The organism is Westiellopsis prolifica IICB1 (assembly GCF_004323185.1).
GTDB classification, from domain to species: Bacteria; Cyanobacteriota; Cyanobacteriia; order Cyanobacteriales; family Nostocaceae; genus Pelatocladus; species Pelatocladus prolificus_A.
Genome location: NZ_NAPS01000002.1, coordinates 457,232 through 470,848, shown reverse-complemented (window position 1 = coordinate 470,848; position 13,617 = coordinate 457,232). Strand labels below are relative to the sequence as shown.

At 40.2% G+C, this 13,617-nt stretch carries 11 protein-coding genes; 8 read left to right on the top strand and 3 right to left on the bottom strand.

Annotated elements, in window-relative coordinates; translation table 11 throughout:
* The first annotated feature begins 69 nt into the window (after positions 1-69).
* Entirely contained in the window at positions 70-1,992 is a 1,923-nt protein-coding gene (locus tag B4U84_RS16295; protein WP_131119463.1) for a heavy metal translocating P-type ATPase, read from the top strand.
* A 574-nt stretch (positions 1,993-2,566) separates the two neighbouring features.
* On the top strand, positions 2,567-3,247 hold the full coding sequence (locus B4U84_RS16290) for a class I SAM-dependent methyltransferase (protein ID WP_131119461.1): 681 nt from the start codon (positions 2,567-2,569) through the stop codon (positions 3,245-3,247).
* A gap of 221 nt (positions 3,248-3,468) precedes the next feature.
* On the opposite strand, the gene B4U84_RS16285 is transcribed toward B4U84_RS16290, so the two are convergent.
* The 3 genes from B4U84_RS16285 to B4U84_RS16275 form a co-directional block, all read right to left on the bottom strand.
* Positions 3,469-3,891, bottom strand: a complete 423-nt coding sequence (locus B4U84_RS16285; protein WP_131119458.1) for a hypothetical protein — start codon at positions 3,889-3,891, stop codon at positions 3,469-3,471.
* Between the two features lie 167 nt (positions 3,892-4,058).
* Positions 4,059-5,654 (bottom strand): nickel-dependent hydrogenase large subunit, encoded by a 1,596-nt coding sequence (locus B4U84_RS16280; protein WP_131119456.1) that lies wholly within the window; start codon positions 5,652-5,654, stop codon positions 4,059-4,061.
* A 54-nt stretch (positions 5,655-5,708) separates the two neighbouring features.
* A complete protein-coding gene (locus tag B4U84_RS16275; RefSeq protein WP_017310150.1) occupies positions 5,709-6,671 on the bottom strand; it encodes a hydrogenase small subunit in 963 nt (320 codons plus the stop codon).
* A gap of 915 nt (positions 6,672-7,586) precedes the next feature.
* On the opposite strand from B4U84_RS16275, the gene B4U84_RS16270 reads away from it, so the two are divergent.
* From B4U84_RS16270 to hypF, 6 genes are all read left to right on the top strand, one after another.
* Entirely contained in the window at positions 7,587-8,537 is a 951-nt protein-coding gene (locus B4U84_RS16270) for a hypothetical protein (protein WP_017310149.1), read from the top strand.
* Positions 8,538-8,556: 19 nt separating this feature from the next.
* Positions 8,557-8,796, top strand: coding sequence for an asr0689 family protein (locus B4U84_RS16265; RefSeq protein ID WP_017310148.1), 240 nt, complete (start codon positions 8,557-8,559; stop codon positions 8,794-8,796).
* An 8-nt stretch (positions 8,797-8,804) separates the two neighbouring features.
* The gene (locus B4U84_RS16260) at positions 8,805-9,029 is read left to right on the top strand and encodes a hypothetical protein (RefSeq protein WP_017310147.1); all 225 of its coding nucleotides are present in this window, start codon (positions 8,805-8,807) and stop codon (positions 9,027-9,029) included.
* A 328-nt stretch (positions 9,030-9,357) separates the two neighbouring features.
* The gene (locus tag B4U84_RS16255; protein ID WP_044450093.1) at positions 9,358-9,834 is read left to right on the top strand and encodes a NifU family protein; all 477 of its coding nucleotides are present in this window, start codon (positions 9,358-9,360) and stop codon (positions 9,832-9,834) included.
* Positions 9,835-9,954: 120 nt separating this feature from the next.
* Positions 9,955-11,130 carry an NHL repeat-containing protein gene (locus B4U84_RS16250; RefSeq protein ID WP_131119454.1) on the top strand — a complete coding sequence of 392 codons (1,176 nt, stop codon included), beginning with the start codon at positions 9,955-9,957 and terminating at the stop codon, positions 11,128-11,130.
* A gap of 39 nt (positions 11,131-11,169) precedes the next feature.
* Entirely contained in the window at positions 11,170-13,569 is a 2,400-nt protein-coding gene (gene hypF / locus B4U84_RS16245; RefSeq protein ID WP_131119452.1) for a carbamoyltransferase HypF, read from the top strand.
* The last annotated feature ends 48 nt before the right edge of the window (positions 13,570-13,617 follow it).

The following is a 13,617-nucleotide window of genomic DNA, read 5'->3' as shown; positions in this document are numbered from 1 at the left end:
ACTAAACAAACTTGACATTAACATTGATGTCAAAGTTTAGCGTAAGAGAGTCAATACTAATCGACTCTCATGCTTTATCCACAACGGTTGCATCAACTAACCAAAGAACATGCAGATACTTTAGCAGCCCTCGTGTGTGGGTTGTTTTTATTTTGCGGATGGTTCGCCTTACATCTTGGCTTTTTGGGATGGGCGTTGTTGCTGTTACCCATCGCTTATGTTGTTGGTGGCTACGAAAGCGCCCGTGAAGGACTCACGACTTTAATCAAAGAAAAAGAACTGGATGTAGATTTGCTGATGATAGTAGCGGCCCTTGGTGCAGCGGGGTTGGGTTTATGGCGAAGAGAATATTACTTAATTATCGATGGGGCTATTTTGATTCTCATCTTTGCTATTAGTGGCGCCCTAGAAGGTTATGCAATGCGGCGAACTGAACGCAGTATCCAGAGTTTGATGAGCTTAACACAAGATACGGCAACAGTTGTGCGTCAAGGCAAAGAAGAAGTAATTGCGATCGCGCAGTTACACTTAGGAGATGAAATCATCGTCAAGCCAGGAGAATTAATTCCCACAGACGCGGTAATTGTGGAAGGTTACAGTACTCTCAACCAAGCTGCAATTACAGGCGAGTCTTTACCCGTCGAGAAAACAGTCGGTGATGAAGTATTTGCAGGTACGTTAAATGGCTATGGGGCGCTCAAGTTAAAGCTGCATCAAGCACCAGAAAGTAGCTTAATTCAACGGGTGATTCGTTTAGTACAACAAGCACAAACAGAAACACCTCCTTCCCAACAGTTTATTGAACGATTTGAACGAGGGTACGCACTGGTAATTATAATTGCTGGCGTACTGCTGTTGATTTTGCCACCATTCCTGTGGAATTGGGACTGGGAAACAGCAATTTATCGGGCTTTGACTTTTTTGGTGGTGGCTTCTCCCTGTGCATTAATGGCTGCAATTATGCCAACCTTACTTTCGGGAATTGCGAATGGTGCGAAACAGGGAATTTTGTTTAAAAATGGCTCTCAACTAGAAATGATGGGGAAAGTACGAGCGATCGCTTTTGATAAAACTGGTACTCTCACAACAGGAGTCTTAGAAGTATGTGAAATAATTACTGCTAGTGAATATACACAAGAATATGTATTAAAAACTGCCGCTTCTGTAGAATCTCGTTCCGAACATCCCCTTGGTGAAGCAATTGTCAAAGCAGCAAAAAACCTAGATTGGACAGCTGCAACAGAAGTACAAGCTTTCCCTGGACAGGGAATTATAGGTATTGTAAATCACCAAGAAGTTATCGCCGGGAAAGATAATTTTGTCCAAAAATATGTTGTTGATTTACCTAAAAACTTAATTGAGATAGCTACCAACTTTGAGTTACAAGGGAAAACAGTTGTTTGGATAGCAGAAAAAAAATCACAGCAATATCAAGTGTTAGGTATTATAGCTATTGCTGACACAGTGCGATCGCAAGCAGCAGCAACTATTTCTCATCTGAAAAAATTGGGAGTTGAGCAAATAGTCATGTTGACAGGAGATAATCAACAAACTGCTGAAAGTGTAGCGCGGGAGTTGGGAGTAGATCGAGTGTATGCAGAATTACTACCAGAAGACAAGCTGCATGTAATTCGTCGTTTACAACAAGAGTATCAAACAGTCGCCATGGTAGGTGATGGGATCAATGATGCACCAGCCCTAGCTCAAGCATCTGTAGGGATTGCCATGGGGAAAGCAGGAAGTGATGTAGCATTAGAAACGGCGGATATTGTCTTGATGGCAGATAAATTAGAGAAAATTGCAGTAGCGATGCGCTTGGGTAAAAGAGCGCAAGTAATAGTCAAACAGAATGTTACCATTGCTTTAGGATTTATTCTCTTACTGTTAATTGGCAACTTTTTGGGTGATATTAACTTACCCATTGGTGTAGTCGGACACGAAGGATCTACTGTGTTAGTTACCCTGAGTGGTTTACGGTTGTTGAAAAATTGAGCAACCAATAAAAATGTACCAGACGTGCCATGGCACGTCTCTACACAAATCTGAACCGTATTGGTTTACTCTTAACTTGCACATTTTATAACCCTTATACAGTAAGACTTTTAGAAAGATGATAAAAATGTGCTTGTTTCATATTTTGCTAGTGCGTCGCCGCGCTAGTGGTCGGCTCATATCTTGCATCAGCTTTTCATCCCGCCAAGAAATAAATTTATTGGCTAATAGCTAAAGTCAGATAAATCTGACTAGGACGATGTTTGAGTCCGTTTTAACGGACTTATGCTACTAGCCTCAGAATTAATTCTGAGGCTGAGGCGGGATACAAGGTTGGTGCAAGATATCAGTTTAGGACTCAGAAATCAAATTTAGGACTCAGAAATTAAATTTAGGACTCAGAAATTAGATTTAGGACTCAGAAATTAGATTTAGGACTCAGAAATTAGATTTAGGACTCAGAAATTAGATTTAGGACTCAGAAATTAGATTTACCCATTACCGACACGGGCGGATAATACAAGTGTTCAAGCTGACATGATATAAAGCATCTCAAAAGCCCAACACAAAAAATATGTATTACTCAGATAAATGGCAGGTGAGGTTAGCGCAAGTAGCATATCGCTTTAACCGACAGTATGAAAATCAATCTTTTGACGTGCCAACAGAAGTGCAGACAATGCCAATATATCGGGAGTGGGTGAGTGGGATATTAGCAGCAAAAATAGTTTCTAGTTTTTGGGAAATAGCTCAACCACAAAAAAACCAGCACTGTTTGGATATAGGCTGCGGTGTCAGCTTTTTGATCTATCCTTGGCGAGATTGGCAAGCGTATTTTTATGGACAAGAAATCAGTACTGTAGCACGAGAGGCTCTCAATTCCCGTGGTTCGCAGTTGAACTCGAAGCTGTTCAAAGGTGTCGAATTAGGCCCTGCACATCAGTTAAACTACTCTGATGATCAGTTTGATTTAGCGATCGCCACAGGATTTAGCTGCTATTTTCCACTGGAATATTGGAGTGCTGTATTAGCAGAAGTCAAACGAGTCTTGAAACCAGGCGGATATTTTGTGTTTGACATCCTCAATCCAGAACAACCGTTAGCTGAAGATTGGGCGGTTTTAGAAACTTATTTGGACGCTGAAGTATTTTTAGAGGCGATCGCAGAATGGGAAAAAATCATCAAAGCTGCTGATGGTAAAGTAATTGCACGGCAATCAGGAGAATTCTTCGACTTGTACAAAGTGCGGTTTTGAGACTAACTACTACTTCGCCACGCAAATTTTGACAGGTTGCGAGGGGTTAGATCCCCGACTTTTTAAAAAAGTCGGGGATCTGGCCAACTTGTCAAAATCAATGTGGTGAACTACTACTTACCGAAAATCCTTGTAGAGACGTTGCGTTGCCACGTGTCTACATTATTTTCAAAGAGGTATATTGGAAAAATTAGGATGTTCCCACAACCACCAACCACCAACTAAATTTCTACACTGTGTTTTTTGGCAATTTGACAAAGTTGCTCAAACTGTTCTTGTGATGCTAAATTTAGCTTCTCATCTGTTGGTAATTCATTTTTTGGGCCTTTAGGGACTAAATATCTGACGTAGAGAGAAATAAAATCAACGATCGCAGCAATCCCAGGTAAAGCATGATTGTCAGCTTGCTTACCTGCTACCATAATCGCCATACTTCCCTCAATCGATTTTCTGGTAGCATCAGCAAATTGACCAACCAGTTCATGAATATAATCTACAGTCTCCAGATTCTTTAACTTCACCAAATCCGGAGTAAATTCGTATCCTGCTGCTGTTGCTTGTTCCAGCACACACCATTGTGTGAACTCTTGCAGTACAACTTCAGGAAGACCGGCGAGATGATTGTGTAATTCAGAATTAGACACTAGCTTACCTTATAAATTTTCAGTTTTCTTCGTGTCTTCGTGCCTTAGTGAGACCAGCCCCCGTCTTGGCGGTTTCCGTCACGATGGGGGACTGGCGAACCCGAAGGGTGGTTCAACAATTAATTTTATTAACCACCAAGACACAAAGACTCCAAGTTAAAACGAGATTATGCTGTCCGAAAACGCGCCAGTTCTTCGCCTGTTTTCGCGTCATGGGCGTGAACTGTACACACTAAACAAGAATCAAATGATCGGGCGACATGACCTACTTCTATAGGGTCAGCTGGATCAGCAATGGGTGTACCCATTAAAGCTTCCTCAATGGGGCCAAGCTTTTGTTCGGCGTCACGGGGGCCAATGTTCCAAGTACTAGGGGCGATGACTTGATAGTTCTTGATTTTGCCATCTTCTAGTTCAACCCAGTGACACAGGGAACCCCGCGCTGCTTCTGTTGCACCCCAACCACGGCCATCTTTTTGTTTGGGTTTGATGTACCAAGGTTCATTTAATTTGAATTCGCGCAAACAGCGTTCGGCTTGGCGATACAACTTGACAATTTCGTGAACCCGTGCGAGTTGACGAAGATGAACGCTGGGGCCGCCCATCCGCTTGAAAACATCAAGGATAAATCCATCATAATGTTGCCAAGATTCGCCATGTGTACCACCTGCGACCAATTGTCTTGCTAAGGGACCAGCTTCTAACCGTCCATATTCGGTGTGGCGGACTGCACTTGACCAAGAATAAGCGCCATTGAAGTCTTTATGATTTTTAGCGATGGGGTTGGTGGTGCGATCGAACGGGTGAATATCTCCTGTACCTTCTTCGTACCAAGAGTGAGTTGTATTCTCACGGGCAAAGGTATGATCCATCAAGGTGTGAGTATCGCTGTAACTGTCGTACACTCCACTTTTCATGATCATGGCAGCGTTGCGGCTGGTGATAGTTGGTTTTTGGTATTTATCTTCATGGGGTAAATATCCCCAAGTGACGTATTTACCTACACCACCACCAAATTTATCTAAACCAATATCTAAACCCATACGCCAATAGAAACCCAGATCGGACTGGCGATGGTTACGATTTTCATGCAACCAAGCCATAAAATCATCATAGGTTTGGATTTCTTCGTAGCGTTCCAAGGAACAACCTAACCATACAGGTTCTAGCCAATTGGTGCGGAAATATTCTAGGATTGACCAGGCGCGGGTAATATCGGTGAGGGTGGGGGCGCACATCACGCCACCAGGAACCATGTAACTAGAATGGGGCCATTGACCACCTAAGAGGGCGTAGATTTCTACTGGTTTTGCAGAAATTGTGACGCCGATTTCGTAATGTTTGCCAGTAAAGGCAGCAAAGCGGCGGACTGCTTCACTATAGTAACGGCTATTTTGATATTTTTTATTGGTGAGGTCGATCGCAAATAAACCGTAAAAATAGCGGGGTATACTTTGAATTGTTTCGACTATTTGACCGAGGTTTCTGGCTAAAATTGCATTGGGTGGAACTTCTGTTTCCCAGGCGGTATCCAATGCCCAAGATGCACAGGTGAGGTGAGAACCACCGCAAATTCCACATATGCGGGGTGTGACAATTAATCCGGCTTGGGGGTCTTTGCCACGCAGGATAACTTCAAATCCTCGGAAGAGTTCGGCGTGAGTCCAGGCGTTAACTACTTGTCCATCTTCGATTTCCACCCGCACATCTAAATCGCCTTCGACCCTCCCCACGGGTGAGATGTCTAATATTTGAGTTCCCATGATTTGTCCTTTTGATGATTGGTTTGTAGTAAGCACTTAAGTGCTTACTACGAACTAAACTAAGAAAAAGTCTTCATCTGCCCAAGGTGGGGCTGTGTCTTTGGCGACTACGGTCAGTAGAGCATAGTCTTTTTGTTTGACTCCTGGCGGTAGTTCTTTGGGAACTCCCATGACGGTTTGAGTTTTAAATACGGTTCCTGGTTTGAGGTCAAAGAAGGGAAATTCTGGTTCGGTACAACCTAAACAAGGCATTCCCGCACGGGTTTTGGAAGAAACGCGGTTCCACAAGATGCGGTTACAGGAAGAATGCGTCATGGGACCACGACAACCCAAGTCGTAGAACAGACAACCTTTACGTTGACCAAATTCCGCAGTACTGGCTTTATACGCAAAGTGAATGTTGCGGGTACAACCGGTTTGAGTGAAGGTTTTGAAGAAGGTTTGAGGACGATGGAATTCGTCAAGGGTAATATCGCCAATTCTACCAGTGGCGATCGCCACTAATATCTGCGTTATCCAATCAGGATGGGCGGGACATCCAGGAATATTAATTACAGGTACTCCGGCTTTGGAACGGTAATCTGCCCCTAAAAAACCACCTTTTTGGCGTTTGAGAAATTGTAAACCTTTAGATTCACTAGGGTTAGGTTCCATAGCCGGAATTCCTCCCCAAGTCGCGCAATCGCCTACCGCTACAACATATTTAGCGACTTTTGCTAAATCGCTAACCCAATTTTTCATCGGACGATGGGCAAAGCGATTCCATTCTCCCGTACCATTGGGGGCATTAACTACACTACCTTCAAATACCAAGATATCTACAGGGATTTTACCTAAAACGCAATTCCATAGCATTCCTTGCAGATGGTCTCCTAGTTCTTGTCCCAAGGAAGGATGCCATAATACGTTGATACCAAAGTCGGAAATTAAGTCACAGACAGTTGGTTCTTCTGCATTTAAAAATGACATGGTGTTGCCCGAACAGGCACCACCTTGTAACCATAATACGTTAGTCATTAGCTGTGTGTTTGTAGGGATTGGGGATTCTCCAGAGGAGACGCTTCGCGTAGACGCGTCAGCGGCTTCTCATAGAGTACGGGGATCGGGGATCGGGGATTGGGGATCGGGGATAAGGGGTAACGGGGATTAAGTTAGTAGCAAACTTATAACCCATCTATGTTTCTCTGTGTTTCTCGGTGTGCATCTGTGGTCAGTTTTTCATTCTTTTTGGTGTACGCAGCTCATGATGCTCACTTAAAAGATTTGTAGAGTTTCAAGTTTAAGGAACAATTTAATTTTCAATATCAAATACATTCAGTTTCCATTCTATATATTTAAATAAAAATTAATGTATTTAATCAATCTAAATCAATAATCAAAATATAGCTTTTTAGTAAAAATAAATACTTGAATATGATATTGATTAACAACATATAATATCCGCATTTTCTCTAGATTAAAAATAGATATGTTAGTTTGTTTTTTATGTTAGATAGATATATTATTGATTATTTCAACAAATAAACAGTGAAATTATACTCATAAAAGTCATGAAAAGTTAATAAAAAACATTTCTAATAATTTATTTTGCAACATAATTAACATTTGGTTTATGTATAGGCTGCAATTATATATCAATAACGTAGTTATTGCTAAACAACAAATCGTTAATAAAAAATTAATAGATTAAGATTGAGATAAATCGTGATCTCCATCTACTAGATTTTTAGGAGCAGCTAATTTATATTAGTGAAAGCTGAGAGTAGTTGTTTATTAGTTGGTTGTTGGTTGGAGCAAGATAAGATTTACCATTGACCATTACTAACTTCAGTCTCCTGCATTATTACCTATGGTTGATAATTCCATGATGTTATAAACCCTCGGATTCATCTATGGAATTAATCTAAAATCCAAACTAAAATCCCAAATCGGATGACTCCAAGTATTAGCGATACCGCAGTCAAAGCAGCAATTGCTGCTATTAATTCTGAATCCGCATCCACAAAAGATAAAATTGAGATGCTGATTGAGATGGCACATGGATTTGTCAAAAAACCCAAAACTACTCAAGATTTGTGGAATGCGATCGCATTATATCAAGAAGCAGAAAATTTATGTAATGATGACGACTTTTTGCTCAAAGCACGAGCGAAAATAGCAAAGGCTGGAGCGCTAAGATCAATACCGAGTGATACAGAAGAATTTTTATTGCAAGCGCAAGTTTTGTACACAGAAGCATTACCTGTTTTACAAGAATTCGCCTCACCAGAAGAACTTGCGGAAGCTCAAATGAACTATGGCTTGGTGCTACAGTCTTTAGTACCATTCAACTTGGTAAGGATTGGAGATAGCATTCAGGTATATCAAGATGCTTTGCGAGTATTTACCTGGGAAAAATACCCGCAGGAATATGCAATTTTACATAACAATATTGCGATCGCATATCTTTCTATGTCAGGAGGTTCCCAACAGCAATATTTGTTTGAAGGGTTAGCGGTACAAACTTTTGAAGCTGCACTGAAGCACATTTATCTGATTGATCATCCCAGAGAATATGCGATGTTGCAGAATAATTTGGGTAATGCGCTGCAATATTTACCATCATCCCATCCTTTGGATAACTTGATGCGAGCGATCGCAGCTTATGATGAAGCGTTGAAAGTGCGTAATTCCAAAGATACACCAATAGAATACGCTAACACCATTGCTAACAAAGCAAATGCCTTATTAAACTTACCTGATGACTTAAAACAACCAGAAATAGGTAATCATCAAAATCTCATACAAGCGCGTAATTATTATCAACAAGCTTGGGAAATATTTACTCACCATGGATATCGAGAACAAGCAGAAGTAGTAGCCCAAGTTTTAGAAGAATTATGAACAAAAAGGATAAAAAATTATGACAGATATACTTACAATCTTAGCATCTGGTGATGTGAATATATTCACAGGATTGCTATGGCTATTAATAGCAACTGTATTCTCTGTAATCGGGGGTGCAATTGGCGGCATACTTTTAGCCGGAGAAGAATTAGGTTATGAATTTGCTGCCACAATAGGTGGATTATTCGCCCCTGCTGGAGTCATTCCAGCCATGCTATTAGGATTATTATTGCTGAATTTTTGTCCCAAATTTTAGGAGGTTATATGTTAGAAATCGGCTGGTTTTCTGCTAAGTTATTTTTGAAGGGTAAATTAATACGTGACCATAAGTATTTTTGGCAGCAAACCGCTATTGGTGCTAGCATTGGTTTACTCTTACTAATAGTACCATTATTTTTACATTTTCCCTTGTGGTTAACAGTAATAATGTCGAGTGTAACCACGGGTACTATTATGCCTTTCTTGCTTCAAGATTTCCGCATGAAGTAGAGACGCAAAATTTCGCGTCTCTAATATTATCATTTCATTTATTGTCATGAGAGATCATTTATAAAGTAAATCTTAAGTAGGGGAGGCAAAAAGCGGCGTGGATGTTCCTCCCGCTTTATTGCCGTTGTGTTACGGCTTTGCTATCACGCACCGCCATCTAAATGGTGCGTTAGGCGCTTTTCAAGTATTTTTCATTACAAATTATATTGAAGTCTGCGCCTAACACACCCTACCGTGATTTTATTTTTACTTTATCAATGACCTCTGAAGTAGAGACACGATTTTGGGAGCATCTCTACACAATTATGATTTACACAATCACCAACTAATGACAAACCTGGAAGAATTAGTACAAGAAATTAGCCGTTTTGAAGCGATAATTTCCGATTGGGAAGAAAGCCAGAGATGTGTAGCGATAGGATTAAAACGCGCTATCGAAGACTTACATAAAGAAGCACTAACCCGTTTAATTAAAAGTGTCAAACAAGAATCAATATCAGCTTTACGTAATGCAGTTCAAGACGAAGTAGTCTATGGCGTACTGCTTTATCATGAACTAGTCAAATCACCAACACCACCTTTAAAACAACGTCTCCAACAAGCTTTAGAAGAAGTTCGTCCTGGTTTAAAAAGCCATAATGGAGATGTAGAATTAGTGGCAATTAAAGCACCAGATACAGTAGAAGTGAGATTAATCGGTACTTGTAGTAATTGTCCAGCTTCGACATTAACTTTATCTCAAGGAATTGAACAAACAATTAAAATATATTGTCCAGAAATCAATCATGTGATTGCGGTAAGTTAATTATGTTAGTGGTTAGTAGATAATTTGTATAGACACGATTTATCGCGTCTTTCCCAAGGATATGTTGCAATAATTAATTGAATTAGTATTAATAGTTAGTTGTTATTTATTGGTTTTTAAATGAATTTTTCATCAGCATTAGATACTCACAATTTGCCATTATCACCTAACGGTGCAGAAGTCATTTTAGGTAAAATCATGAAACCGGAGGAATTAGCAACTCCTCTTGTACCTAGCGCGATTGAAATGTTTGGTCCTCGTGCAGCTTGTTTAATATCAGAAAATGGTCCTTTGTGGGTTGCAGATACGGGACATCATCGTTTATTAGGATGGCAAAATTTACCAACCCAAGATAGTCAACCTGCTGATTGGGTAATTGGACAACCAGATTTTAATAGTGAAGGACAAAATGCTAAAGGTACGCCAGGAAATACAACTTTGAGTGTACCAACTGGAATTTGTCGCTGTGGTGAAGGAATAGCGGTAGCAGATGCATGGAATCACCGCGTTTTGATTTGGAAAAAAGTACCAGAAGATAGCAATGTTCCAGCAGATTTAGTTTTAGGACAAGTAAATTTTAGTGATTACGAAGCAAATCAAGGTAAGCAAGAAGCAGCAGCAAATTTTCTCAATTGGTGTTATGGGGTTTTCTATCACCAAGGAAGATTATTTGTAGCTGATACAGGTAATCGCCGGGTGTTAGTTTGGAATCAAATTCCTGTAGAGAATAATCAACCAGCGGATTTAGTTTTGGGACAACCGGATATGACATTACGTAATGAAAATGGCGGTGGTAGTCCTTCTGCTTCTAGTATGCGTTGGTGTCACGATATTACCTTTTGGGGAGAGAATCTAGTTATCACAGATGCAGGAAATAATCGTGTGATGATTTGGGAGGGAATGCCTAGAGAAAATAATACTCCTTGTGCGGTAGTATTAGGACAAAAAACTTTTGATGTTGTTGAGATTAATCAAGGAGTTTATTTTCCTAATGCGAGTAGTTTAAGTATGCCTTATGGTGTTGATGTTGTTGATGATTGGTTGTTAGTAGCCGATACTGCTAATTCTCGGTTATTAGGTTGGAGAAAGCCTGAGTCTATTTTATCTTTACAAGGAGCTGCGGCTGATGCGATCGCAGGACAAAATAATTTTACAAGCAAAGGAGAAAACCGCGATTTTGGACAACCAAAGCGAGATAGTCTCAACTGGTGTTATGGAATCAAAGTTTTTGGTAACACAGCAATAATCGCTGACTCTGGGAATAACCGAGTTTTGCTGTGGAAAATACACAAATAACCATTGTACAGACGCGATGAATCGCGTCTCCAATAACAAATGACTACTGAAGAAATTCGAGTACGTGGTACTGTTCAAGGGGTAGGATTTCGCCCGACTGTATATCGATTAGCAAAAGCTTGTGGATTACGTGGTGATGTTTGTAATGATGGTGAAGGCGTTTTAATTCGTGCTTCTGGAACTGATGTATCGATAGAAGAATTTATCAAAAGATTAAAACAAGAATGTCCACCTTTGGCAAGAATTAATCAACTCACACGTAAGCGTTATCAAACAGAAATTGTATTCCATGATTTTGTCATTTCTCACAGTATTAGTAGTACTGTAAAAACAGAAATTGTCCCCGATGCTGCGACTTGTCCTCAATGTCAAGCTGAAATTTTTGATTTTTATAGTCGCTGGTATCGCTATCCTTTCACAAATTGTACCCATTGTGGTCCCCGCCTAAGTATTATTCGTGCTATTCCTTATGATCGTTGCAACACCAGTATGGCAGCTTTCGCTATGTGTGCAGAGTGTGCCAAAGAATATAACGATGTTGAAAATCGTCGCTTTCATGCTCAACCTGTAGCTTGTCATGTCTGCGGACCAAAAGCAACATTAGAACGTGCTGATGGTAAACCAATTACAGCTTCCATGTTTTCCATGTTAGATGATGTTGATGCTGTGTGTACTTTATTGCAGAGAGGCGAAATTGTCGCCATCAAAGGTATAGGCGGAATTCATCTTGCTTGCGACGCGACGAATGAAACTGCTGTGCAAAAACTTCGCCAGCGCAAACAACGGTATCACAAACCCTTTGCTTTAATGGCGCGGGATTTAGAAGTCATTGAGAAATACTGTACTATCAGCGACAAAGAAAGAGAATTATTGCAAAGTCCCGCAGCACCCATTGTATTGTTGCAGGCGAAGAAACTAGAAGGACATGGGGGACAAAAAAGCAATCTTTCCTCCTTGTCTCCCCACACTTCCCTTTCCTCCTTGTCTCCTTCTGTCGCTCCGGGACAAAAAACCCTTGGCTTCATGCTACCTTACACACCTTTGCATCACTTAATTCTCAAGCGCATGAACCGCCCAATAGTCCTAACTAGCGGTAATCTTTCTGATGAACCACAATGTATAGATAATGATGAAGCGCGAGAAAAATTAAGTCAAATTGCTGATTATTTCCTCTTACATAACCGAGAAATTGTTAACCGCGTTGATGATTCGGTAGTGCGGGTAATTGGTAATCAAATACAAACTATTCGTCGCGCTAGAGGATATGCACCAGCACCGATTAAATTACCACCTGGATTTGAGCAAGCACCAGCAATTTTAGCGATGGGTGGCGAGTTAAAAAATACCTTTTGTTTATTAAAGAATGGACAAGCAATTTTATCTCAACACTTGGGAGATTTAGAAAATGCAGCCACCTTTACAGCCTATCAAAATACGCTCAACTTATACTTAAATTTATTCGAGCATCAACCAGAAGCGATCGCAATTGATAAACACCCCGAATATCTATCCACAAAACTCGGTCAAGAACTAGCATCAGCCAATCAAATTCCTATTTATTCTACCCAACATCATCACGCCCATATTGCTGCTTGCATGGCTGAAAATAATCTTCCTTTAAATTCATCACCTGTATTAGGTATCGCCTTAGACGGTTTAGGTTACGGTGAAGATGGCACACTTTGGGGTGGTGAATTTCTGTTGGCAAATTACTACCAATTCCAACGATTAGCAACATTTAAACCAGTAGCCATGATTGGTGGAGAACAGGCAATTTACCAACCTTGGCGTAACACTTATGCCCAATTGATATCAGCCTTTACCTGGGAAGAAATCACAAGTAAATATGATAACTTAGAAATCATCAAATTCCTAGAAAATAAACCCCTACCACTTCTCAAACAAATGGTATCAAAAAGCATCAATTCTCCCTTAACTTCCTCAGTTGGACGCTTATTTGATGCCGTAGCTGCTGCCATCGGAATATGCCGAGAAGAATGTAACTATGAAGGACAAGCAGCAATGGAAATCGAAGCTTTAGTTGATCTAAATATCTTAAATAATCATGAATATAACCAAAATTATCCTTTTAAAATAAAATTTTTAGATAATATTTACTGTATAGACCCAAGCCCAATGTGGCAAGCGTTATTAAATGACCTACAACAGCAAACTGCTCTAGAAGTCATAGCTACAAAGTTTCACATAAGTTTAGCTCAAGCGATAGTCACAATGATTAATTATCTATCTCAACAACATCATATCAAGACTATTGTTTTAAGCGGAGGAGTATTTCAAAATTGTATCTTATTAGAACAAATCACTAAATATCTAAAAAACTCAGACATTAACACACTGACTCATAGCTTAACTCCCTGTAACGACGGTGGATTATCACTAGGTCAAGCAGTGATTGCAGCAGCTAATTTCATCAAATAAGTAGAACAGTTTGTAGTAAGGACTTTAGTCCTTATTTGAGGACTAAAG

What these genes read in the sequence shown, in the direction of transcription:
- B4U84_RS16295 (WP_131119463.1), top strand. Translation starts at nt 70, where the DNA reads ATGCTTTATCCACAACGGTTGCATCAACTAACCAAAGAACATGCAGAT.
- B4U84_RS16290 (WP_131119461.1), top strand. Translation starts at nt 2,567, where the DNA reads ATGTATTACTCAGATAAATGGCAGGTGAGGTTAGCGCAAGTAGCATAT.
- B4U84_RS16280 (WP_131119456.1), bottom strand. Translation starts at nt 5,654, where the DNA reads ATGGGAACTCAAATATTAGACATCTCACCCGTGGGGAGGGTCGAAGGC.
- B4U84_RS16275 (WP_017310150.1), bottom strand. Translation starts at nt 6,671, where the DNA reads ATGACTAACGTATTATGGTTACAAGGTGGTGCCTGTTCGGGCAACACC.
- B4U84_RS16270 (WP_017310149.1), top strand. Translation starts at nt 7,587, where the DNA reads ATGACTCCAAGTATTAGCGATACCGCAGTCAAAGCAGCAATTGCTGCT.
- B4U84_RS16265 (WP_017310148.1), top strand. Translation starts at nt 8,557, where the DNA reads ATGACAGATATACTTACAATCTTAGCATCTGGTGATGTGAATATATTC.
- B4U84_RS16260 (WP_017310147.1), top strand. Translation starts at nt 8,805, where the DNA reads ATGTTAGAAATCGGCTGGTTTTCTGCTAAGTTATTTTTGAAGGGTAAA.
- B4U84_RS16255 (WP_044450093.1), top strand. Translation starts at nt 9,358, where the DNA reads ATGACAAACCTGGAAGAATTAGTACAAGAAATTAGCCGTTTTGAAGCG.
- B4U84_RS16250 (WP_131119454.1), top strand. Translation starts at nt 9,955, where the DNA reads ATGAATTTTTCATCAGCATTAGATACTCACAATTTGCCATTATCACCT.
- hypF (WP_131119452.1), top strand. Translation starts at nt 11,170, where the DNA reads ATGACTACTGAAGAAATTCGAGTACGTGGTACTGTTCAAGGGGTAGGA.